The organism is Glycomyces sp. NRRL B-16210, assembly GCF_000719515.1.
In the GTDB taxonomy this organism is placed as follows: Bacteria; Actinomycetota; Actinomycetes; order Mycobacteriales; family Micromonosporaceae; genus Glycomyces.
This window is the reverse complement of record NZ_JOGR01000006.1, coordinates 105,411-126,303: the sequence shown is the minus strand read 5'-3', so window position 1 is coordinate 126,303 and position 20,893 is coordinate 105,411. Positions and strand designations below refer to the sequence as shown.

Sequence of the window (20,893 nt, the reverse complement as noted above, 5' to 3'; positions counted from 1 at the left end):
GGGCGCCCGATGCTCAAGCGGCCGTGAGGAGCTGGGACGCGGCGAGGCCCCGGTACAGGTCGTCCTTCTCGACCAGTTCGGCGTGGGTGCCGACCGCGCGCACCACGCCGGTGTCGAAGACGACGATCTGGTCGGCGCTGGTGACCGTCGAGAGCCGGTGGGCGACGACGAGCACGTTGGTTCGTTCGGCCGCGTCGAGCATGACCTGCTTGAGCGCGGCCTCGTTCGCGGCGTCGAGCTGCGAGGTGGCCTCGTCGAGCAGCAGCAGCCGCGGTCGGCGCAGCAGCGCCCGGGCGATGGCGACCCGCTGGCGCTCGCCGCCGGAGAGGGTGGTGCCGCGGTAGCCCACGCGGGAGTCGAGTCCCTCGGGGAGTTTGCCGACCAGTTCGGTGAGCCGGGCGACCTCGACGACGTCGAGGAGGTCCGCTTCGGTGGCGTTCGGCGCGGCCATGACGAGGTTCTCGCGGAGCGTACCGTCGAGGACGGGGGCGTCCTGCTCCACGTAGCCGATGACGCCGCGCAGCTCCTCCAGGGGCCATTCGGTGACGTCGACGCCGTCGACGAGGACCTGCCCGGTGGTGGCCGGGTAGAACCGCTCGATGAGGGAGAACACGGTGGTCTTGCCGGCGCCGGAGGGGCCGACCAGGGCGGTGAGGCCGCGTCCGCTGGAGGCGAAGGTGACTCCGTGGTGGACGAACGGGAGGTCCTCGCCGTAGCGGAAGGTCACGTCGTTGAAGGCGACCTGCGCGGGCCCGGTGCGGTCGCTGCGGCGCGGGGCGGTCTCGGGCTCCTCGGAGTCGAGGCTCGCGACCTCCTCGATCCGGTGGACCGCGGCGAGGCCGGTCTGGAGCTGCGAGAGCGAGGCGACCAGGCCGCCGATCGGGCCCATGAGGTAGAAGAGCAGCAGGAGGAAGCCGATGAGCGTGCCGATGGCCATCGCCCCGGAGGCGACGCGGGCGCCGCCGACGCCGAGGACCATCAGGAAGGCGATGTTCACCGGCATGAACGCCGCGACGCCCGCGAGGGCCTCCCAGAAGGAGGCCTTGACGCCCTTGTCGCGGGCGGTGGTGGCCGCCCCGTCGAGGCGCCCGATCTCGTGCGCCTCGGCTCCGGAGGCCTTGACGGTGCGGAAGGCGCTGAAGACGCGTTCGAGGAGCGAGCCCATGTCGCCCAGGGCCTTCTGGGAGTCCACGGTCGCGTTCTGGATGCGCGGCATGATGAACAGCATCATCACGGTGACCATGAGGACCATGGCCATGGTGGTGCCGAACAGGACCGGGTCGAGCCAGGCCATGAGGCCGATGCCGCCGAGGATCATGAAGGCGTCGGTGACGCCGCCGATGACGGTGGTGCTGGCGACGGTGCGCAGGAGGTTCGTGTCGGAGGTGAGCCGGGAGACGAGGTCGCCGGGTTTGAGGCGGTCGACTTCGGCGACCTGGAGGCGCACGAGGCGGCCGATGAGCTGGCGGCGGACGGTCAGGACGACGTCCTGGCCGGCGATCTGCATCAGGTAGGGGCCGAGGGCGCTGAGGGCGCCGCCGACGATGACGACCGCCGTCAGGTAGACGAGCGGCCTGGTGAGGGACTCGTTCGCGGCGAGGGTGTCGATGATGTCCATCGCGATGAGCGGCTGGACGAGGCCGACGAGGCCGCCGGCGAAGGAGAGGGCGCCGCCGATGAGCAGCAGGCGCAGGTGTCGGCGGGCGTAGGCCCACAATCGGGTGATCGGCGCTTTCGGCGCGGTCGCGTCGGTTTCGGCGGCGGTCGTCGCCGTCGTGGTGTCGGTCATTGGTCGCTCTTTACGGTCGGTCTCCGACGGGTGTTGTGGAGGAGGTCGACGCTACCCGCGGCGGCCGACATCGGCGTCGGCCCACAGTCGCACGGGGTCCTCATCCGATGGTCGTAGGACCTCGCGCCGGGGTCAGTCCTCGGCGAGGACGATGATCTTGTCCTCGGGCTGGACCATGAACTGCGCGGACTTGTCGGGGTTGAGGTGCACGCCGTAGCCGGGGGCCTGCTGGGCCTGGGCGACCTGGCGGTAGCCGATGGCGGTCTCGCCGCGCCTGCGGGCGGATTCGGCGACGGTGTAGAAGTTGACCGGCACGCGCGGTCGCACGTAGTGGTCGGCGGGCTTGAGGTAGATCTCGGAGCCCTCGGGGCTGAACAGGTGCGCGAAGACCTGCGACAGGTGCGGGTTCTCGGCGGTCTGGGTGAGCAGCAGGCTGATGAGCTTGGCGCTGACGATGAAGTCGTCGGCCTGGGTGACTTGGGCGAGCGCCCGGTTGCGGTCGTCGGCCATCTCCGAGACGACCTTGAAGCGGGTGCTGGTGCGCTGGGCCATGTCCCGCAGGTGGAGCAGGGTCACGAGGGTCCTGGAGTCGGCCAGCTGCGCGTCCACGTCGTCGGCGCACAGCGCGATGATGTGGTGGTAGGCGCCGGGGTTGAGCGATTCGAGCAGGCGGCGGTCGGTGGTGTCGTCCTCTTTGAAGTTGAGGGCCTGGACGCGCATCTGCGGGCCGATGCGGCGGATCGCGTCGGCCGCGTCGGGGTGGTCGGTCACGACGTCGGTGACCGATCCGGGGGCCACGTATTGGTCGAGCTGTTCGAGGATCGTGCGCGAGCGGGCGTTCCAGCCGAGGATGAGGGTGCGCTCGGGGCGGTTGCCGGCGTCGCCGCGGACGACGATGGCGCTCTCGTCGATGGCGGGGCGCGAGCCGTCGAGGCGGATCGCGGAGTCGTCGGCGGCGATGAGGATGAGCCGGTCGCCGGGCTGGAGCACGGCGCTGGAGGGCGGGTTGACGATGCAGCGGCCCTCCTTGGTGAGCACGCCGATGAACGAGGAGGTCCGGTAGGCGTGGAGGGCCTGGCCGAGCGGGCGTCCGAAGAGGGTGGGCTCCTCGACCATGTAGATCTCGTCGCCGTCGAAGTCGAGCAGGTCGGTGTAGACGACCGAGAGCCCGGACTGGCGGCAGGTCTGGACCATCAGGCGGGCCATGAGGTCGTTGGCGTCGACGACGTGGGCGGCGCGCCCGCCCGCCAGGCGGGCGGCGGGGAGGTTGCGGCCGTCGGCGACGGCGCCGACCACGTGGCAGTTGAGGTTCCCCTCGCCGCCTTGGGTGACGGCGAGGAGGCTGCGCACGAGCTGGGCGTCGGGGTCGTCCTCGCCTTCGGTGAGGACGATGACGCTCTTGGCCTGCCCGGGGTTGACGAGGCCGATGTCGGCGGGGTCGGCCGGGTCGCCGGTGCGGCAGACGACGTGCGTGGTCTTGAGGTCGGCGATCTTCGTGCGGATCTCGTCCTCCATCTCGACTTTGTCGCGGTCGGCGAGAATGGCGACGCACGCGCGCTTCTCGCTCTCATTGGCCTCGACCAATTCGGAGATGATGATGAAGACCTGATCGGACCATCCGAGAATGACGGTGTGGCCCTTCTCGACCACGAGCGAGCGGCCTTTCCGGAGGTCTTCGAGTTTCGCGTCCAGGCCGGTGGTGAGAATGCCGACGAGTGAGGAGATGATCACGATGCCGCCGATGGTGGTGGCGAACATGATGACCATGTAGACGAACTGGTCCTCGTCGCCCGAGATGTTCCCCGGGTCCATGACGTGCAGGAACGAGGTCCACAGGACGCTGCCGAGGCCGGCCGACCCGCCGTCGGAGCCGCGCGCGAAGAGCAGCACCAGTATCGCGCATACGGCGGTGAGCGCCAGTGTGATCACGGTGAGCCAGCCGATGAGCGCTTTCGTGCCCTTCGACATGGTGTTGTCGAACCAATAGCGCATCCGCTGCTTGTACGTGGGGTCGGACATTAGGCGTCCCTTCTGAGGATCGGCTTCGATCCGGCCGACTCGGGGCGTGGGCGAGTGGGCCGGGAGGGTGCGACGGGGTGCGGTCCATTGATACCGCATTGCGTCCACTGCGACCGGTCGCGATGGCGCTGCCACACAGGGTCACCCGGGGGGTCCGGGGAGGTCGGCGGCGGGCGTGGGGCGCCCCGGGGATCACCCTAGAACGGTCGCGAAGGCGCCGGTACGGGCCCCTCGGAGAGGGTCTTCGAGTGCCGGAAGTGCTCGTCCCTCAACGGGGTTCGGCGTCGACAGGGGTGACGCGGATCGCGAGCTTGGTGTGGCGCTTGGGAACCGTGAAGCGGGCGTTCGGCGCCGGAGGTTCGCCGGCGTCCATGCGGTAGGCCGCGATCTGGAGGCTCACGCCGTCGCGGCACGCGCGGTCCCACACGCGGGCCTGCTCGGCGACGCGCACCGCGAGCGCCGCGCCGCTGGGTCCGTGACCGCGCACGCCGATCTCGTTGCCCTCACCCACGCGCCGGGAGACGACGTACGCGAAGTCGCCGCCCTCCACGACCGCGGGGTTGGCCCAGCGCATGAGCAGGCGCTGCGGCCCGTGGTCGCCGAAGGGCGCGCTCATGCGCCCGTAGCCGACGAACGCGCACGCGAGCCACAGCGACAACTGGGAGGCGTCCTCGTTCACCTTGAGGCGCACCGGGGTCCACACGGTGGTGCCGCTGCCGTCGAGCGCGCCGCGCACGCCTTCGGCGGCGACCTCGCCTTCGACGTGGAAGGTGAGGACCCGGCCCTCGGAGAGCTCCACGTCCTGGCCCTCGTGGCTGCCGAGGCCCCGCATCGGCATGAAGCCGCAGCCGACGATCGACCGGCTCCGCAGGACCCCGCCGACGTACTCGAACGCGACCGAGTGCTCGCAGCCGCGGATGCTCAGCGGCGCGACGAGCCGGCCGCCCTCGGCGAGCTGCTCCCACCAGGCCGGGGGCAGGTCCCAGGTGCCGACGGTGACGATGACGCGGTCGTAGGGCGCGCCGTGCGCCCAGCCCAGCTCCCCGTCGCCCTGGACGACCCGGACGCGGTCGCAGCCGAGGTCGTCGAGCGCCTCGCGCGCGCGGCGCACCGCGTCGGCATCGATGTCCACAGTGGTGACCGAGCCTTCGGGGCCGACGAGCGCGTCGAGCAGGGCCGCGTTGTAGCCGGTGCCGGCGCCGATCTCCAGCACCCGGTGGCCGGGGCGCACGTCGAGCTGTTCGAGCATCTCGGCGACGATCGAGGGCTGCGAGGCCGAGCTGATCGCGTCGCCGTGCCCGTTGCGCTTGGTCACGTACACCTCGTCGGCGTAGGCGGTGCGCAGGGAGGCCTCGGGGATGAAGCGGTGCCGGGGCACCGCGAGCATCGCGGCCTCGACCGACGCGCTCCGGATCGACCCGCCCGCCCGCAGGTTCCTCACCAGGCGGGTCCGCAACTGATGCGCCTCGTTACCGGAAGTATCGACGTGATCACCCACACGCCTAAGCGTACGTCCGATGTGCCGGGTTCGCCTCCTCCAGTTTCGACCTTTGGAACCTCGATCGCGTTTTCTCGGAGCGGCCCAGGTCAGCGCCCTGTGATCCGCATCAGTCCGCGTGGGCGCAACGGACTTCGAGCATCGCCCAGAGCGCCTCGCGCTGCGCCGGGCCGACCTCGATCGGGGCGGCCAGCGGCTCGCCGCCGTCGATCGCGAGCCACACGGTGAACGCGAACGGCTGCTTCGCGTCCCCGACCGCGTGGCCCTCGCAGCGGTGCGCGTCGAAGGCGAGCGCGATCGCGCCCTCCGCGGGCAGGCCTTCGGCGGCCGCGACGGTGAACAGGGCGCTGCCGCGCACCTCGGTCGCCGCCAGGTCGGCACCGGACTGCGGAGTGAGGGTCAACGCCCCCGTCAGGGTCCCGTCCTCGGCCGCGACGAGCGGGCCCAGTTCGATCCGCGCCGCGGCGGCGACCGCCTCGGCCGCGCAGGCCTCCCGCAGCAGCCGGTCGAGGGTGCCGTTCGGGTGCGGCAAGGCGGCGGCGACCTCGTGCTCCGCGCCGTCCTCGGTCGCCACCCGGAGCACCGCCGTGGCGGGCGCGGCGGTCGAGTCGACGCCGTCGGGACACCGCGCGGCCCCGTGCTCGACGGTGAGGTCGCGAGGGGTCTCGCCCGGCGGCACGGTCACGTCGGTCTCCTGCATGCCCAAGGGCGCGAAGGAGTCCGAGACGAGCTCGACGCCGAGCACCCGCACCGGGGCCGTGCCGCGGTTGGTCACGGCGACGGTCACGATCCCGGGCGCGGCGAAGGAGCGGCGGATCTCTGCGGTGGCGCTCAGATTGGGGGGCGCGGACGGCTCGACTCGGGGCGCGGCGCGGTTCCCGGCGACCGCCGCGGCGAAGGCGGCCAGGAGGAACACCGCGATGATGCCGGCGCGGGCCCGACGCATGTCGCCTCCTAGGCGGGCAGGGACGGCCCGCGCCCCCCAGTTTCTCAGGCGGGGACGACGGCGGTCGTCAGGAGGTGGTTGCCGGCGCCGAGGAGGGACGGCTCGGTCTCGATGAGCCGCAGGCCCTCCATGAGGTGGCCGCGGACCTCGGGGTCGTCGATGAGCCGCTCGAGTTCGGGGATGAGACCCGGGAAGCCCTGCACGGAGTACTGGGCGGGGTCTTCGAGCCCGGCGTCGGCGAACTCGGCGGCGACCTCGCCGGGGTGGGCGAGGTAGGCGGTGGTGAACAGGCCCTGGTCGAAGTGCCGCAGGACGCCCTCGCGGATGACGCGCAGGCTCGCTTCGGCGCTGAGCCCTTTGTCGCTGCCGCCGGCCTTGAACAGCAGGTAGTCGCCCCACCCGGCGGTGCGGTTGATGGTCACGGCCGCGACGAGCCCGCCGGGGCGGGCGCAGCGCCGGGCCTCGGCGAGGGCGCGGACGCGCTGCCCGCGGTCGGTCAGGTGGTAGAGCGGTCCCATGAGGAGCACCGCGTCGAAAACAGCGTCCTCGCAAGGCAGTTCGCGCGCGTCGCCGACGACCGCCCGGACGCCGGGGAGCCTCGCGGCGACGGCGACCTGGCTCTCGACGGGGTCGACGAGGGTCACATCGTGCCCGTCGGCGGCCATCCACGCCGAATGGACGCCGGTGGCCCCGCCCACGTCGAGCACCTTGAGGCCCTCACCCGGCAGGAGTCGGCGCAGCAGGTCCTGCATACGGGCGAACTCCAAGCGGCCGCGGGCGTTGCGCGTCAGGCGCTCGCGCTCGTCGCCGCGCCGGTAGTACGCCTCGATCTCGTCTTCGAGTCTCCATTCGCTCATCGGTCGATCCTGCGGGACGCGCCCGGAAGCCGCCACCGATTAACGGAGCATGGGACGGCGGCCGGTCGGCCGGCACGGCGCACTCCCGCAAGCGCGCAGAGCCGGTCGGCCGTCCGCCGCACTGCCATCGAACCCCATGCCACCGACAATTCGGCGCGCGGCTCCCGCGAGGGTGGTCAGTTCGCGGCCACGCGCAGTCCGAAGGCGACCATGACCGCGCCGGTGACGCCGTTGAGCCAGGCGCGCACGCGGGGCCGGTCCAGCAGGGAGCGCATGAACCCGATGAGGCCGGCCAGCAGCAGGTACCAGCCCGCGCACACCGACATCCCGACGGCCGCGAGCTCGAAGACGAGCGCGCTCCCGGCGCCGTCCCCTGCGATGAACTGCGGCATGAGCGCGGTGAAGAGCACGACCGCCTTGGGGTTGAGGAGATTGCACAGCAGGCCCGAGCGGAACGCGGCCCAGCGGCTCATCGCCCGCCCGAGGTCGAGCGCCGCGGCGGGAGCGCGCCTTTCCTTGACGGCCACCCGGATCGAGCGGATGCCGAGGTAGACGAGGTAGACGGCGCCGGCGAGCTTGACGGCGGAGAAGGCGAACGCCGAGGCGGCCAGCAGCGCGGCGAGCCCGAACGAGGTGGCGACCACCCAGACCGAGACCCCCAGGCCGATCCCGACGGCCGTCCACATGCCGCTGGCGCGCCCCGAAAGGACGGTGTTGCGCACGACCATCGCGAAGTCCGGTCCCGGCACGATGGCGGCGATCAGGATCGCCAGCGCGAAGATCAGCAGTACGGTCATGGCGGCTCCCCCGGTGTCGAGCGTCGATGTTCGCACCGGGCGGGCCCGGCCGCATCGGTACATTGACGGGGTCGGGCGACCGGGTCCGGTCAGGCGGGGTCGGCGGGGCGCCAGTACTGCTTCTTGTCCTTGTCGCGGACGACCACGTCGAGTCCGGCGAGCTCATCGCGCAGCTCCCGCAGGTCGTCGTCCTTGGACTTCTCCAGGGCGCGCTGGCGGGCCTTGAGGAGGGCGTCGGCGCCCGGCGGCAGGCCTTCGCCTTCGGGGACCCAGCGGCGCAGCTGGGAGCCGTAGGGGTCGCCCTCGGGCCGCCAGGTGTAGCCGTGGCGGCGGAGCGCGGCGGCGAGCTTGTCGCGGTCGAGGTCGAACGCGACCTGGGCGAGTTCCTGGCGGCGGTGGCCGAGGAGGACGAGTCGCTTGTCCTCCACGAAGACCGAGGCGATCTCGGCCCGGTCGACCGACTGCTCGAAGTCGCCGCGTTTGAGGCTGATGCGGTCGGAGTCGACGGTCACCGTGAGCATTTCGTGGACGGCCGTCAGGCCGAGGAGGACGCCGACGACGAGGCCGAGGGGGATCGCGATGACCAGTTGGACGGTCTGGGAGAGTTCGGTGAAGCGTTCGATCAGGCCTTGGAAGGGGAACCAGGCGAGTCCGGTGAACCATTCGGCGGCGAAGGTCAGGCCCCACCCGAGTGCGGCGCCGAGGACCGGCAGGACCGTGAGGAAGGCCGGGGCGACCCAGGCGGGCTCGGCGACGACGGTGCGATTGCCGTGGGGGCGGTCAGCGGACATGGGGAACCTTTCGGTAGGGCTCGAACGGCCCCACTGTAACCACACCCTCTGATCAGCCGAAACGTCGTACCTGAGTACTACTGCCGCAGTCGGACCCCCCGATCCCCACCCGGTACCAGGGGTCGCTGTGGAGGGGCCGGGGGCGGCGCGGCGGTGTCCGAGTTCATCGAGGAACTGTCGCGTTTCAGGTTGAGGGCGCCTTCGGGGGCCGGCGGCGGCATAGGCTCGGGGGATGGCGATCCGATGGACTACCGCGTTCTGGGACTTCCCCGCCGAGGGCTTCGAGGAGGGTACGGCCTTCTGGCTCAAGGTGACGGCGTCGACGCTCTCGCCCCGGCGCGGCCCCGACGGGGCGTTCGCGACGCTGCGTCCCGCCGAGGGCGACCCGTATCTGCGCGTCCAGCGCGTGCGAGAGGGCAAGGGCGGCAACCATCTCGACTTGCACGTGGACGATGTGGAGGCCGAGGCCGAGCGCGCCCAGGTGCTCGGCGCGAGCCTCGTCCACCGCGAGCCGGGCCTGGTGGTCCTGCACTCGCCCAGCGGCTTCGCGTTCTGCGTGGTCGAGCACCTCGGGGAAGTGAAGGTCCCGGCCTCGATCGCGTGGGCCGGCGGGCGCACCCGCACCGATCAGTTGTGCGTGGACGTTCCGCCGCAGGACTTCGACCACGAGCTGTCGTTCTGGCAGTCGATGACCGGCTGGCCGAGGGCGGGCACGAACGACCCGGCGTACCGCCGTCTCCTCACGCCCCCTGAGCTGCCGCTGCGGTTTCTGCTTCAGCGACTCGACGAGGCCGAGGAGGGCCGGGCCGCCGCGGCGCACATCGACCTGTCCTGCTCGGACGTCGCGGCCGAGACCGAGCGGCACGTGGGTTTCGGTGCAGTGCCGGTGCGCACGCACCGGCACTGGCAGGTCATGCGCGACCCGGCGGGGTTCGCGTACTGCCTCACCGACCGGGACCCCGATTCGCTCCCGCGCCCTTTACGGCGTTGACACCGGGCGTTTCGCCTTGCGGCCGTTCGCGGGAGCGTGGGGTGTCCGCGATCTTTGAAATCTGTCGCTTCTGGAGTCTTGTGCCGTTGCGCCGTGAAAGTTACCTTTATCTATAAGTAAAGCTTCCTTATGGATTAGAGGTGAACCCATGTCCCGACGACCTCACCGCCGACTCATGGCACTGCTCGGCTCCCTCGCCCTCGCGCTGGCGCTCGCCACCGGCGTGTCCGCATCGGCCGCCAGCGCCCAAACCGCCTGCGCCGCACCGTGGAACGCCGGTGCCGTCTACACCCAGGGCAATGTCGCGTCCCACAACGGCCAGAACTGGACCGCCCAGTGGTGGACCCAGGGCGAGACCCCCGGCACCACCGGCGAGTGGGGCGTATGGCGCGACCCGGTCGCCTGCGGCGGCGGCTCGGGCCCCGGCGACCCCGGCCCCGACCCGTCCGGCGCCGTCGTCTCCGAGGCCCAGTTCAACCAGATGTTCCCGAACCGGAACTCCTTCTACACCTACCAGGGCTTCATCAACGCGACCGCCTCGTTCCCGGCCTTCGGCAACACCGGCGGCGACACCGTCGCCCGCCAGGAGGTCGCGGCGTTCCTCGCGAACGCCTCGCACGAGACCGGCGGCCTGGTCCACATCGTGGAGCAGAACCAGGCGAACTACCCGCACTACTGCGACTCGGGCCAGCCCTACGGCTGCCCGGCGGGCAACGACGCCTATTACGGTCGCGGCCCGGTCCAGTTGAGCTGGAACTTCAACTACAACGCCGCCGGCGCCGCGCTCGGCCTGCCGCTGCTGACCAACCCGTGGCTGGTCGAGCAGGACCCGACGGTCGCCTGGCAGACCGCGCTCTGGTACTGGAACACCCAGAGCGGCCCCGGCTCCATGTCGGGCCACACGGCGATGACGACCGGCGCCGGGTTCGGCGAGTCCATTCGCTCCATCAACGGCGCCATCGAATGCGACGGCGGCAACCCCGCGCAGGTCCAGAGCCGCGTGACCCTCTACCAGGGCTTCACCGGCATCCTGGGCGTCGCCCCCGGCGGCAACCTCTACTGCTGAGGACGCGAAGCGGGCCGGTCGATGCGGCCGGCCCGCTTCGCCTTGCGGCTCAGGCCTCGCGGTCCTTGCGGCGGGCGCCGAGGACGGGGACCAGGATCGCGGCCACGACCACGTGCATCAGCAGCAAGGCGGCCTTGGTGCCGGTCGAGGCCTCGGTGACCAGCGGCGGGAAGAGCTGGACGAGGAAGACGACCGCGGCGCCGACGAGCCAGACCACCGCGGCCCTGCGGGGCGCGAACCGGTCGAGGAGGGCCCGGGCGAGCCAGCCGAGGCCGCCCGCGATCAGCGCGGCGACGAGCGCGACCACCGGTCCGATCGCCATCGGGTCCTGGCCGGGGTTGGCCGCCACCATCTCGGCGCCGCTCAGCGAGGCGATCACGCCGACCGCGGCGGCGCCGACGGCGGCCGCGATCAGCGCGAGGAGCCGGGTGCGCCAGACCGGTGCGGCGTTGCGGGTCTTGGCATCTGCTTCGGACATGTGGTGTCTCCACTGTGGTGAGTCGGGATCGGGGGTTCTGCCCCGAACCTACGGGAGCGCGGGCGCTCCGCCCATCGGCGAGCGTCCTCGGTTCATACGCGATCGTCCTGCACCCGTTAGGCTCGCGGCATGGACGTGCTCAGCGATGTACTCACCGTGCTGCGGACCGGCCGCCCGTTCGCGGCCCGGTTCCCCTCGGTCGCACCATGGTCGAGCCACCGCCGCGACCGCTCCGGCGGGTTCGGGATCCAGATCCTGGTGCGCGGCGAGGCGGTCCTGACCGCGCCTTCGGGCGAGACGATCGCGTTGGCCGAGGGCGACGCGGTCGTGGTGCCCCGCGGCGCCGAGCACACCGTCGCCGACGCGCCGGGCACGCCGCCGGGGCCGCCCTGCGCCGGCGAGGGCGGGCCGGCCGGGACGGTGATCCGGTCCGACGATCCGGCGGCCTCGCACGTGCTGCTGTGCGTGGCCTACGAGCTCGCGCCCGGCCGCACGCACCCGCTGATCGGCTCGCTGCCCGAGTTCGTGCACGTCAGGTCCGATCCGCGGGCGCGGCCGGAGCTGGCCGGGGCGATCGCCATGCTGGACAACGAATTGCGCGCCGAGCGCAGCGGCGGCGACACGCTGGTGCGAGCGCTGCTCGACGCGGTGCTGATGTACCTGCTGCGGGCGACGCTCGACCCGGGAACGCGCGACTGCGGGTTCGGCGGGTGGGCCGCGGCGCTCGCGGACCGGCCGGTCACGGCGGCGCTGGAGGCGATCCACGCCGATCCGGCGAGGCAGTGGACGGTCGCTTCGCTGGGCGAGGTCGCGGGCCTGTCGCGTTCGGCGTTCTCGCGCCGGTTCACCGGGCTGGTCGGCAGGCCGCCGCTGAACTACCTGACCTCGTGGCGCCTGACGCTCGCGGCGCGGCTGCTCGCCGACACCGACCTGCCGCTGGCCGCGGTGGCCCGGCAGGTCGGGTACGCCTCCGAGTTCGCCTTCGCCGCCGCGTTCAAACGCGACTTCGGCAGGCCGCCGGGGCGGTTCCGCAGGGAGGCGCCCACGTGCGAGCCCTCCGAGCTCCCGGCTCTGCTCCGGCCCGAACCCGCCTTGGTCGCCTGAGCCGTTGCCGCCCAAGGCGTGCCGGGCTCCCTCGGGCGGGGGATCGCTTCGGCCCCTACGGGGGAGGCCGTTGCGATCGCCGGGACGGGAGCATCGGGTTGCAGGGCGCGGAGCCCTGATGAGCCGGAGGAGACCGAGCTGATGCAGTCCCGGATAGTGCAGGCCCAATGGACCGATGATCGCACCGCGGGCCCGGAGTCGAGAGTCCGGGCCGCGGGCGTGGCGATGGCGGCGGGCGCGGTCGTGTTCGCCGCCGCCGGATACGTCGCGGACGCGCCGCCCGGCACCATTGGGTACCTGGTGTCCAATGCGGCCGGTCTGGCGGCGGTGGCGTGCGTGCTGGTCGGGATGAACGCGTTCGTGCGCGGGGAGTCCTTGGGCCGCCTCGGTTCCTGGGGCACGGGGCTGATCAGGATCGGACTGGTCGCGACGATCGTCGGGTACCTGGTGAACCTCATCGGGCCGGCGCTTCCCGAAGCGGCCGAAGGGATCGTGGCGATCGCGGGCATCCCCGCGTGGTCGCTGGCGCACCTGATGTACGCGGGCGCGACCGTGCTCGGCCTGGCGTGCCTGCGGGCGGGCAGCGTGCCGCGAATCGTCGCGGTCCCGCTGGCCGCGGGCCTGCCGGTCCTGCTCATCGGCGTCGGCCTCGGACTGGCCCTGGGCGAGCCGTCCGCGCCGGTCCTCACGTGGGCGGCGACCGAGGGCCAGGCGGGCCTCGCGTGGCTCCTGGTCGGGCTGCGCCTCAGCGCCCGGGGTTAGGCCCTGCGCGAACGCATCCCCTTGGCGGCGATGAGGACCACCGGGACGAGCAGGGCGGCGCCGATCCACAGGACCCCCCTCGGGGCGGTCGCGTCCACGACGAAGCCCCCGGCGAAGGACCCCGCCGCGATCGACAGGTTGAACATGACCGTGTTCAGCGAGGTCGCGACCTCGACCTCGCCGGGGTCGACGGCCTTCATGAACCAGGTCTGCACCGCCGGGGAGACCAGGCCGTAGCCCGCGCCCCACAGCAGGAGCACCGCGGTCGCCGAGAACAGGTCGCCGACGGCGAAGGCCATGAGCGCCATGCCGACCGCCATGGCGATGCCGAGCCCGGCGAGCGTGGCGCGCAGGTGGCCGCCGATGAGCGAGCCCGAGGCGACCGTGGCGACCAGCGCCGCCGCACCGAAGGCCAGGAGCAAGAGGCTCACCTGCGAGGCGGCGATCCCGTTGCCCTGGAGAATCGGGCTGATGAACGTGTAGGCGATGAAGTGCCCGGTGACGATGAAGAACGTCAGGGCCAGGCCGGTGCGCACGGTCTTGTTGCGCCGCACCAGCCTCGGCAGCGAGGCGAAGGAGACCGAGGTGTTCGACGGGAGCCGGGGCACCAGGAGCGTGAGCGCGACCATGACGAGGACGGCGAGCCCGGCGAGGGCCCACAGGGCCGCGCGCCAGCCGAAGTGGTCGCCGATGAGCGTCCCGGCGGGGACGCCGAGGACGGTGGCCGCGCCGATGCCGCCGTAGACGGCCGCGGTCGCGCGCGGCACGTCCCGCGCGGGCACCAGGCGCAGCGCGATGCCGCCGGCGACGGCCCAGAACGCGCCGATCGAGAGCCCGACGAGGACGCGGGCGGCCAGGAGCTGCTCGAAGGTGCCGGCGGTGGCCGCGCCGATGTTCGCCCCGGCGACGAGCACGGCCAGGCCGATGAGCACCAGGCGCCGGTCGAGCCGGCGGGTGACGACGATGCTGACGGGCGCGGCGACGGCGGCCACGAGCCCGGGGACGGTGACCATGAGGCCGGCGGTGCCGGCGCTGACGCCCAGCGCCGAGCCGATCGGGGTGAGCAGCCCCACGGGCAGGACTTCGGAGGTCATGACGGCGAAGACGCCGAGGGCGACGGCCGCGACGGCCAGCCACTGCCTGGGCGTGGCGCGCTCGGGCGCGGCGTCGGTGGAGGGAAGGGCGCTCGGCGAAGGGGCGAGCGAATGGTCGAGGGCGGTCACGGCGGCACTCCAAGTGGTTCGAAGCGTTCGGTTCTCGGCAAGACCCGGACGGGTCTTCAGCCGGAACCGGTCCACCACTCGGTCCGTGCTCGGTGACGCGGGGCGCCGCGTGCACAGGGGCCGAGCGCCTCGGTGAGGCCTCCGGCCGGGGAGCGGGCTCCCCTTGGCGGTGTACGCGCGTGCGCCCTGACCGGAGGCGGTGCCTCCGGGGCGTCAACTTGCCTCCAACGGTACCAGCGCCCGCGGCCCTCGCGGAAGCGCGAAGACCTGTCTCGTGCGTTACCGCCGGCCCGGCGGCCTCGTCGAAGCAGGGGGGTTGCGCAGGCGTGACACACTCAGTCAGCGTCGCACGCACCGGGCGCGCGCCAACGGAAGGAACGACGGGCCGATGTCAGCAGAAGGCGGCACCAAGGCGATCGTCGCGGCTCTGGCCGCGAACACGGGCATCGCGATCAGCAAGTTCATCGCGGCCGGGATCACCGGTTCGGCGTCGATGCTCGCCGAGGGCGTCCACTCGGTGGCCGACGCGGCCAACCAGGTCCTGCTCCTCATCGGCGGCAAGGCCTCCCGCAAGGCCGCCAGTCCGGCCCACCCGTTCGGCTACGGGCGCGAACGCTACATCTACGCGTTCATCGTCTCGATCGTCCTGTTCTCCATCGGCGGCGTCTACGCCCTCTACGAGGGCTACCACAAGCTCTCCGACCAGGGGCACGGCCTGGAGACGCCCATCGTGGCCGTCATCGTCCTGGTCGTGGCGATCATCCTGGAGTCGTTCTCGCTGCGCACGGCCGTCAAGGAGTCCAACGCGGTGCGCGGCAACCAGTCCTGGGTGCGGTTCATCAAGGGCTCGCGCTCGCCCGAGCTGCCGGTGATCCTCTTGGAGGACATCGGCGCGCTCGTCGGCCTCGTCGCCGCGCTCCTGGGCGTGGGACTGTCGATGATCACCGGGAACGTCGTGTGGGACGCGATCGGCACGCTCGTCATCGGCCTGCTGCTGGTGTGCATCGCCGTCGTCCTGGCCATCGAGATCCGCTCGATGCTCATCGGCGAGTCGGCCACCCACGAGGACATCGCCGCGATCGAGGCGGCCATCAACGAGGACGACGCGAACACCCTCATCCACCTCAAGACCCTGCACATCGGCCCCGACGAGCTGCTGGTGGCCGCGAAGATCGGCATCGGCACCTCCGAGACCGGCGAGCAGGTCGCCGCCGAGATCGACGCCGCCGAGGCGCGCATCCGCGCCGCCGTCCCCACCGCGAAGCTCATCTACATCGAGCCGGACATCCCCCGCACCGGGGCATAGGGTCGGGCCATGGCGAAACTGGTGCTGGACCTGCACGACATCTACAACAAGGGCGGGCTGATCGAGAAGGCCCTGCGGGAGGTCATCGACGAGGCGGTCGCCAAGAAGATCGACCTCGTGGAGATCATCCCCGGCAAGGGCTCGGGCCAGCTCAAGAAGAAGGTGCTCAGGTTCCTCGACCAGAAGGAGGTCAAGGCCCTGTACCACCGGGTGGACAAGGACTCGAAGAACTTCGGGCGGCTCTTCGTGCACTTCCGCCACCAGAGCAAGGACAAGCGCAGGAAGCGCTGAGAAGCACGACAGCGGCGGCGCACCCCTCCCCCTGGGTCGCGCCGCCGCCTCGCGTTCGCTAGTTGATCATCCGGTCGCGCTCGTTCGTCGATTCGGGCGCCCCGAGCAGCTCGAGCAGCCGCAGCACCGGTACCCGGTAACTGTGGCCGATCCGAAGGACCTGGACGGGAAAGTCGCCGTCCTTCGCCAGCCGGTAAGCGACCGTCCGGCCGATCCCCAGGATCTGCGCGGCCGTCTCGACATTCGTCATCACGCCGAGCGACTTGACGCGCTCGACCGTCCAGATCTCGTCGATGACGACACTCGAAGGCCCCACCTTCGCATTCGGTGTCATGTTCGTCCTCTCTGGCGCCCCGCGCCGACACGGGGTGCATCGGCAGGACGGCGCCTAGGACCAGTCGACCCCACCCGGCACGGTCAAGTCCAGAGTGCCGCGCGGGAATTCACTCTTACGCGTGGTGTGCGCGTCCTCACCGGCGAGTGATCCATTTGGGCGCGAACGGAATTCACCGCCTCGAAACCGCACGTCGAGGCCGCATCGCGGGACGCTGACCAGCCGAGATGCCGTCGAAAACCAGATAGGTTAGCCTTGCCTACATGCCAGATGACGCCGGACTGAGCGGCCGCGCCCTCCGCCTCGCCTACTTCGGCACCACCGTGGTGCACGACGCCGACATCGACCTGCCCCCCGGCGCCGTCACCGCCCTCCTCGGCCCCAACGGCTCGGGCAAGTCCACCCTCCTGCGGTCCCTCGCGCGCCTCCACAAGCCCGACCAGGGCAGCGTCGAATTCCCCGACGGCGCCGACGCGACCGCCCTCAGCCCCAAGGACTTCGCCCGCCGCGTCTCCCTCCTTGCCCAGTCCCGGCCCACCCCCGGCGGCATCCGCGTCGTCGACGTCGTCGGCTACGGCCGCCACCCCCACCGCGGGCGCTGGCGCCACGGCGACGCCGAAGGCCCCGCGAAGATCCGGCGCGCCATGGAGATCTGCGGCGTCGAACACATGGCCGACCGCGGCGTCGAAGCCCTCTCCGGCGGCGAACGCCAGCGCGTCTGGCTCGCCTCCTGCCTCGCCCAGGACACCGCCGTGCTCCTGCTCGACGAGCCCACCACCTACCTGGACCTGCGCTACCAGGTCGAGATCCTCGACCTCATCCGCGACCTCGCCGACGACCACGGCACCGCCGTCGGCGTGGTCCTGCACGACCTCGACCAGGCCGCCGCGGTCGCCGACCGCGCCGTCCTCCTCCACGACGGCCGCGTCAAAGCGGCCGGCACCCCGGCGGAGGTCCTCACCGCAGAGAACCTCACCGCCGCCTACGGCATCGACATCCGCGTCGACGCCGATCCCAACACCGGACTGCTCTCCGCGCGACCGATCGGCCGACACAGCCACCGGTTCGCGGGCAGCACCGCCGACTGACGAAGGAACCCGATGCAGCATCCCCACCTCAAGCGATTCGCCGTGCCCGCGGCACTCGCAGCCGTGATCGCCATGTCCGCGTGCGGCACCACCGAGGAGGCCGGCGACGGCGACAAGGCCGCCTCCGAGGCCGGCCCGGTCTCGGTCACCGACTTCCTCGGGCGCACCGTCGAACTCGACGCCCCCGCCGAGAAGGTCGTCACGCTCGAATGGGCCGAGGTCGAGATCGTCGCCAGCCTCGGCGTCACGCCCGTGGGCGTGGCCGACCTCGAGGGCTACAACCTCTGGGTGGGCGGCTCGGTGCCGGTCGACGACACCGCCACCGACGTCGGCACCCGCCAGGAGCCCTCCATCGACGCCATCGCCGGGCTCGGCGCCGACCTCGTGATCATGGAGACCGACGACGAGGCCCACATCGCCGCGATCGAGGAGTTCGTGCCCGTCCTGGTCGTCGAGGGCTCCAGCGAGAACGACAACCTCGCCCGCATGAAGCGCGACGTCGACATGATCGCCGAACTGCTCGGCAAGACCCCCGAGGCCGCCGCGCTCTGGGGCGAGCTCGAGGCCAAGATCGCCGAGACCGCCGCGACCATCGAGGCCGCCGGCACCGGCGACCTCCCGTTCCTGTTCGCCGACGGCTGGGTCGAGGGCGACGCGGTCTCCGTGCGGCCCTTCGGCACCGGTTCCCTCGTCGGCTCGCTCGCGGACGCGGCGGGCCTCGAGAACGCCTGGACCGGCGAGACCGACGGCGTGTGGGGCCTGGGCGGCACCGACGTCGAGGGCCTGGCCCAGTACACCGACACCGAGATGCGGTTCATCTTCAACAACGCCGACGGCAGCGACATCTTCACCGAGGTCCTCGCCGGCAACGCGATCTGGGAGGGCCTGAGCTTCGTCCAGAACGGCGACGTCTACGAGATGCCGCAGGGCATCTGGATGTTCGGCGGCCCCAAGTCCTCCGAGGCGATCCTCGACGCCATCGCCGAGGTCTACGCGAGTTGAGCACGCTGAGCCCGCCGGCGCGACCGGAGGCTCCGACCCGGAAGGCCCCGCGGCTGCTCACAGCCGCGGCGGTCTTCGCCATCGGGATCGGTGCCCTGGTCGCTCTGGCGGCCCTCCACCTGACCCAGGGCACCTCCGCGGTCGACGCGGGCGACCTGGTGCGGCTGCTCACCGGTTCGGCCGACGCGAGCGTGTGGAACGTGCTCCAGGGGGCGCGGCTGCCGCGGCTGACCGGGGCGGTCCTGGTCGGCATCGCCCTCGGCGCCTCCGGCGTGCTGCTCCAGTCGGTGGCGCGCAACGCGCTGGCGAGTCCGGACACGCTCGCGGTGAACGCCGGGGCGTACCTGGCCGTGACCGCCGTGGCGGCGTTCGGGATCTCGCTCCCGTTCCTGTCGAGCATCGGCGTGGCCTTCACCGGGGCGCTGCTGACGGCGGGTCTGGTGATGGCGCTGTCGGCGGGCGGCGGCGAGTCGAGCACGACGCGGCTGATCCTCGCCGGCTCGGCGACCGCGATGGCCGGGAACTCCCTGGTGTCGCTGCTGATCCTGCTGTTCCAGGAGCAGACGACGGGTCTGTTCGCCTGGGGCTCGGGCAGTCTCAACCTCGCCGGGTTCGGCACGGCGGCCCAGGCGGCCCCGCTCGTGCTGCTGGCGGTCGTCACGGCCGTGCTCGCGGCCCCGCGCCTGGACCTGCTGCGTCTGGGCGACGACACGGCGGCGAGTCTCGGCGTGCACGTGCGGCGCACGCGCCTGGTCGCGGTGGTCTGCTCGCTGCTGCTGGCCGCGTGCGCGGTGACGGTGGCCGGGCCGATCGGCTTCGTGGGCCTGGCGGCCCCGGTGATCGCGCGCCAGATCGCGAAGAAGCTCCCGGTGCTGCTCGCGCACCGGTTCCTGATCCCGTTCAGCGCCTTGTGCGGCGCTCTGGTGATCGTGGGCGCCGACCTGGCCGTCCGCGCCGTGTTCGGGGCCGACAAGAGCATCGAGATCCCCGTGGGCGTCACGACCACGCTCCTGGGCGCGGGCGTCATGGTCTGGCTGGCGCGCTCGGTGACCAGTGCGGGCTCGGGCGACCGGCCCGCGATCCTGCACGGGGCGGCGGCGCGCGGCCGGCCGGCCTTCACCCTGATCGTGGGCGGCCTGGCCGCCGCCTCGTTCACGGCGCTCGTGGTCGGGATGCTCTCGGGGGACACGATGCTCCTGAGCGGCGACCTGATCAACTATCTCGCGGGCAAGACCGGCGCGAGCTACACGTGGATCATCGACCAGCGCTTCCCGCGGGTGTTCGCGGCGATTCTGGCCGGGGCGGCGCTCGCGTGCGCGGGCACGGTGACGCAGGGGGTGCTGCGCAATCCGCTCGCGGAGCCGGGGCTGCTCGGCGTCACCGCCGGGGCCGGGATCGGGGCGGTCACGCTCATCACCTGGGTGCCCTCGGCGGGGCCGTGGGCGATCACGGGCTTCGCGGCCGCCGGCGGGCTGGGCGCGTTCGCGCTGGTCTACGCGATCTCTTGGCGGGGCGGGCTGGACACGGCGCGGCTGGTCCTGGTGGGCATCGGGGTCTGGTCGCTGGGGATGGCGCTGATCACGCTGATCATCCTGGCCTCGGACCCGTGGAACACCCCGAAGGCGATGACGTGGCTGTCGGGCACCACGTACGGCAGGACCGCCGACAGGCTCCTCCCGCTGGTCGTGGCATTGGTGCTGGTGCTGCCGTTGGTGTTGGTGCACCGCAAGGAGATCGACCTGTTGTCGCTGGACGACGACACGCCCCGCGTGCTCGGCGTCCGCTTGGAGCGCACCAGGCTGCTCCTGTTGTGCTCGGCCGCGGTGCTCACCGCCGCCGCTGTGGCGGTGGTGGGGGTGATCGGCTTCGTGGGCCTGGTGGCCCCGCACCTGGCGAGGGGCCTCGTGGGAAGCCGGAGCCACAGGACGCTCCCGGTGGCGATCCTGATCGGCGTGCTCCTGGTGAGCGTCGCCGACACCTTGGGCCGCACGGTGATAGCCCCGGCCCAGATCCCCGCGGGCCTGGTATGCGCCCTCATCGGAACCCCGTACTTCCTCTGGCTCCTATGGAGAACGAGAACCCGAACCGCCTGACGGTGAACGCGGAAGGCCGCCGAGCATCGCTCGGCGGCCCTTCGCCAGTGGTGGGCAGGGTCATCGACGCCTTCGGGTCAAGCGGTTCGCTTCCAGGAGGTCGCAGTGGTCGAGGCGCCAGCCGTTCATGGTGGCGCGGAAGGTGAACGTCATCGCCTGGCGGGCGCAGCCGTTCTCGACCATCGCGACCACTTCGGTGGAGTCGCGGGTCGGACTGGCGGCGCGGACCACGCGCACCCGGCTGAAGCGGGTCGGGACCCGCCGCCGGACCCTGTTGAACGCCAACCAACCCGCCTCCGTCGCGAGCAGGCGGGCGTCGCCGGCGGCCTTGCGCCCGGCGAGGACGTTGAGGAAGTAGTTGGAGTAGTCCACGGCCTCGCGCTGCGAAGGTCGGCCGGCGGTGGGGGCGAAAACCTTGGGGCAGTTCATATTTCCTCCATACGATCGGTGGGGATCGG

Annotated in this window: 20 protein-coding genes; 9 read left to right on the top strand and 11 right to left on the bottom strand. The window is 71.9% G+C overall.

The features are described from left to right. Positions 1 to 13: 13 nt before the first annotated feature. The 7 genes from IF12_RS0109470 to IF12_RS0109440 all read right to left on the bottom strand — a co-directional run bounded on the left by IF12_RS0109470 (position 14) and on the right by IF12_RS0109440 (position 8,697). Complete coding sequence (locus IF12_RS0109470; protein WP_030157337.1) at positions 14 to 1,789, bottom strand: ABC transporter ATP-binding protein; 1,776 nt, start codon at positions 1,787 to 1,789, stop codon at positions 14 to 16. Between the two features lie 132 nt (positions 1,790 to 1,921). Next, on the bottom strand, positions 1,922 to 3,808 hold the full coding sequence (locus tag IF12_RS0109465) for a hypothetical protein (RefSeq protein WP_030157335.1): 1,887 nt from the start codon (positions 3,806 to 3,808) through the stop codon (positions 1,922 to 1,924). A gap of 268 nt (positions 3,809 to 4,076) precedes the next feature. Further along, entirely contained in the window at positions 4,077 to 5,306 is a 1,230-nt protein-coding gene (gene fxlM, locus IF12_RS0109460; protein ID WP_166659571.1) for a methyltransferase, FxLD system, read from the bottom strand. 109 nt (positions 5,307 to 5,415) lie between these two features. Next, complete coding sequence (locus IF12_RS26135) at positions 5,416 to 6,252, bottom strand: hypothetical protein (RefSeq protein ID WP_030157330.1); 837 nt, start codon at positions 6,250 to 6,252, stop codon at positions 5,416 to 5,418. 44 nt (positions 6,253 to 6,296) lie between these two features. Further along, positions 6,297 to 7,109 (bottom strand): bifunctional 2-polyprenyl-6-hydroxyphenol methylase/3-demethylubiquinol 3-O-methyltransferase UbiG, encoded by an 813-nt coding sequence (locus IF12_RS0109450; RefSeq protein ID WP_030157328.1) that lies wholly within the window; start codon positions 7,107 to 7,109, stop codon positions 6,297 to 6,299. Positions 7,110 to 7,285: 176 nt separating this feature from the next. Further along, positions 7,286 to 7,906, bottom strand: a complete 621-nt coding sequence (locus IF12_RS0109445) for a LysE family translocator (RefSeq protein WP_030157326.1) — start codon at positions 7,904 to 7,906, stop codon at positions 7,286 to 7,288. 89 nt (positions 7,907 to 7,995) lie between these two features. Then, the gene (locus IF12_RS0109440; RefSeq protein ID WP_030157324.1) at positions 7,996 to 8,697 is read right to left on the bottom strand and encodes a hypothetical protein; all 702 of its coding nucleotides are present in this window, start codon (positions 8,695 to 8,697) and stop codon (positions 7,996 to 7,998) included. 232 nt (positions 8,698 to 8,929) lie between these two features. Here IF12_RS0109440 and IF12_RS0109435 point away from each other — a divergent pair, with 232 nt between their 5' ends. Continuing rightward, positions 8,930 to 9,688: a VOC family protein gene (locus tag IF12_RS0109435; protein ID WP_030157322.1), complete on the top strand. Its 759-nt coding sequence runs from the start codon at positions 8,930 to 8,932 to the stop codon at positions 9,686 to 9,688. Between the two features lie 148 nt (positions 9,689 to 9,836). Next, complete coding sequence (locus tag IF12_RS26580) at positions 9,837 to 10,754, top strand: glycoside hydrolase family 19 protein (RefSeq protein WP_030157320.1); 918 nt, start codon at positions 9,837 to 9,839, stop codon at positions 10,752 to 10,754. A gap of 49 nt (positions 10,755 to 10,803) precedes the next feature. On the opposite strand, the gene IF12_RS0109425 is transcribed toward IF12_RS26580, so the two are convergent. After that, positions 10,804 to 11,232, bottom strand: a complete 429-nt coding sequence (locus IF12_RS0109425) for a DUF6069 family protein (RefSeq protein WP_030157318.1) — start codon at positions 11,230 to 11,232, stop codon at positions 10,804 to 10,806. 129 nt (positions 11,233 to 11,361) lie between these two features. Here IF12_RS0109425 and IF12_RS0109420 point away from each other — a divergent pair, with 129 nt between their 5' ends. Both IF12_RS0109420 and IF12_RS0109415 read left to right on the top strand, forming a co-directional pair. Further along, positions 11,362 to 12,336: an AraC family transcriptional regulator gene (locus IF12_RS0109420; protein ID WP_030157315.1), complete on the top strand. Its 975-nt coding sequence runs from the start codon at positions 11,362 to 11,364 to the stop codon at positions 12,334 to 12,336. A gap of 141 nt (positions 12,337 to 12,477) precedes the next feature. After that, positions 12,478 to 13,098, top strand: a complete 621-nt coding sequence (locus tag IF12_RS0109415) for a hypothetical protein (protein WP_133884207.1) — start codon at positions 12,478 to 12,480, stop codon at positions 13,096 to 13,098. Here IF12_RS0109415 and IF12_RS0109410 read toward each other — a convergent pair. After that, a complete protein-coding gene (locus tag IF12_RS0109410; RefSeq protein ID WP_051704184.1) occupies positions 13,095 to 14,321 on the bottom strand; it encodes an MFS transporter in 1,227 nt (408 codons plus the stop codon). The two genes, IF12_RS0109415 and IF12_RS0109410, sit on opposite strands and share 4 nt — an antisense overlap. Positions 14,322 to 14,709: 388 nt before the next feature. Here IF12_RS0109410 and IF12_RS0109405 point away from each other — a divergent pair, with 388 nt between their 5' ends. Both IF12_RS0109405 and IF12_RS0109400 read left to right on the top strand, forming a co-directional pair. Then, positions 14,710 to 15,627, top strand: coding sequence for a cation diffusion facilitator family transporter (locus IF12_RS0109405; RefSeq protein WP_030157309.1), 918 nt, complete (start codon positions 14,710 to 14,712; stop codon positions 15,625 to 15,627). Positions 15,628 to 15,636: 9 nt separating this feature from the next. Then, a complete protein-coding gene (locus IF12_RS0109400) occupies positions 15,637 to 15,918 on the top strand; it encodes a Smr/MutS family protein (RefSeq protein WP_030157306.1) in 282 nt (93 codons plus the stop codon). Between the two features lie 58 nt (positions 15,919 to 15,976). Here the strand turns inward: IF12_RS0109400 and IF12_RS0109395 are convergent, their stop codons facing one another. Next, the gene (locus tag IF12_RS0109395; protein WP_051704183.1) at positions 15,977 to 16,252 is read right to left on the bottom strand and encodes a helix-turn-helix domain-containing protein; all 276 of its coding nucleotides are present in this window, start codon (positions 16,250 to 16,252) and stop codon (positions 15,977 to 15,979) included. A gap of 263 nt (positions 16,253 to 16,515) precedes the next feature. On the opposite strand from IF12_RS0109395, the gene IF12_RS0109390 reads away from it, so the two are divergent. The 3 genes from IF12_RS0109390 to IF12_RS0109380 are packed head-to-tail and all read left to right on the top strand — an operon-like array spanning position 16,516 to position 20,435. Further along, positions 16,516 to 17,340, top strand: a complete 825-nt coding sequence (locus tag IF12_RS0109390; RefSeq protein WP_030157302.1) for an ABC transporter ATP-binding protein — start codon at positions 16,516 to 16,518, stop codon at positions 17,338 to 17,340. 12 nt (positions 17,341 to 17,352) lie between these two features. After that, the gene (locus tag IF12_RS0109385; protein WP_030157299.1) at positions 17,353 to 18,342 is read left to right on the top strand and encodes an ABC transporter substrate-binding protein; all 990 of its coding nucleotides are present in this window, start codon (positions 17,353 to 17,355) and stop codon (positions 18,340 to 18,342) included. A gap of 5 nt (positions 18,343 to 18,347) precedes the next feature. Then, entirely contained in the window at positions 18,348 to 20,435 is a 2,088-nt protein-coding gene (locus IF12_RS0109380; protein ID WP_030157297.1) for an iron ABC transporter permease, read from the top strand. Positions 20,436 to 20,495: 60 nt separating this feature from the next. Here the strand turns inward: IF12_RS0109380 and IF12_RS0109375 are convergent, their stop codons facing one another. Then, on the bottom strand, positions 20,496 to 20,864 hold the full coding sequence (locus tag IF12_RS0109375) for a hypothetical protein (protein ID WP_030157294.1): 369 nt from the start codon (positions 20,862 to 20,864) through the stop codon (positions 20,496 to 20,498). Positions 20,865 to 20,893 lie beyond the last annotated feature (29 nt).

Excerpts from the sequence above, each read along its gene's own strand:
- IF12_RS0109385 (WP_030157299.1), top strand. The coding sequence starts at position 17,353 with ATGCAGCATCCCCACCTCAAGCGATTCGCCGTGCCCGCGGCACTCGCA.
- IF12_RS0109390 (WP_030157302.1), top strand. The coding sequence starts at position 16,516 with ATGCCAGATGACGCCGGACTGAGCGGCCGCGCCCTCCGCCTCGCCTAC.
- IF12_RS0109400 (WP_030157306.1), top strand. The coding sequence starts at position 15,637 with ATGGCGAAACTGGTGCTGGACCTGCACGACATCTACAACAAGGGCGGG.
- IF12_RS26580 (WP_030157320.1), top strand. The coding sequence starts at position 9,837 with ATGTCCCGACGACCTCACCGCCGACTCATGGCACTGCTCGGCTCCCTC.
- IF12_RS0109450 (WP_030157328.1), bottom strand. The coding sequence starts at position 7,109 with ATGAGCGAATGGAGACTCGAAGACGAGATCGAGGCGTACTACCGGCGC.
- IF12_RS0109395 (WP_051704183.1), bottom strand. The coding sequence starts at position 16,252 with ATGACACCGAATGCGAAGGTGGGGCCTTCGAGTGTCGTCATCGACGAG.
- IF12_RS0109435 (WP_030157322.1), top strand. The coding sequence starts at position 8,930 with ATGGCGATCCGATGGACTACCGCGTTCTGGGACTTCCCCGCCGAGGGC.
- IF12_RS0109375 (WP_030157294.1), bottom strand. The coding sequence starts at position 20,864 with ATGAACTGCCCCAAGGTTTTCGCCCCCACCGCCGGCCGACCTTCGCAG.
- IF12_RS0109425 (WP_030157318.1), bottom strand. The coding sequence starts at position 11,232 with ATGTCCGAAGCAGATGCCAAGACCCGCAACGCCGCACCGGTCTGGCGC.
- IF12_RS0109420 (WP_030157315.1), top strand. The coding sequence starts at position 11,362 with ATGGACGTGCTCAGCGATGTACTCACCGTGCTGCGGACCGGCCGCCCG.
- IF12_RS0109465 (WP_030157335.1), bottom strand. The coding sequence starts at position 3,808 with ATGTCCGACCCCACGTACAAGCAGCGGATGCGCTATTGGTTCGACAAC.
- IF12_RS0109470 (WP_030157337.1), bottom strand. The coding sequence starts at position 1,789 with ATGACCGACACCACGACGGCGACGACCGCCGCCGAAACCGACGCGACC.
- IF12_RS0109405 (WP_030157309.1), top strand. The coding sequence starts at position 14,710 with ATGTCAGCAGAAGGCGGCACCAAGGCGATCGTCGCGGCTCTGGCCGCG.
- IF12_RS0109415 (WP_133884207.1), top strand. The coding sequence starts at position 12,478 with ATGCAGTCCCGGATAGTGCAGGCCCAATGGACCGATGATCGCACCGCG.
- IF12_RS0109445 (WP_030157326.1), bottom strand. The coding sequence starts at position 7,906 with ATGACCGTACTGCTGATCTTCGCGCTGGCGATCCTGATCGCCGCCATC.
- IF12_RS0109440 (WP_030157324.1), bottom strand. The coding sequence starts at position 8,697 with ATGTCCGCTGACCGCCCCCACGGCAATCGCACCGTCGTCGCCGAGCCC.
- IF12_RS26135 (WP_030157330.1), bottom strand. The coding sequence starts at position 6,252 with ATGCGTCGGGCCCGCGCCGGCATCATCGCGGTGTTCCTCCTGGCCGCC.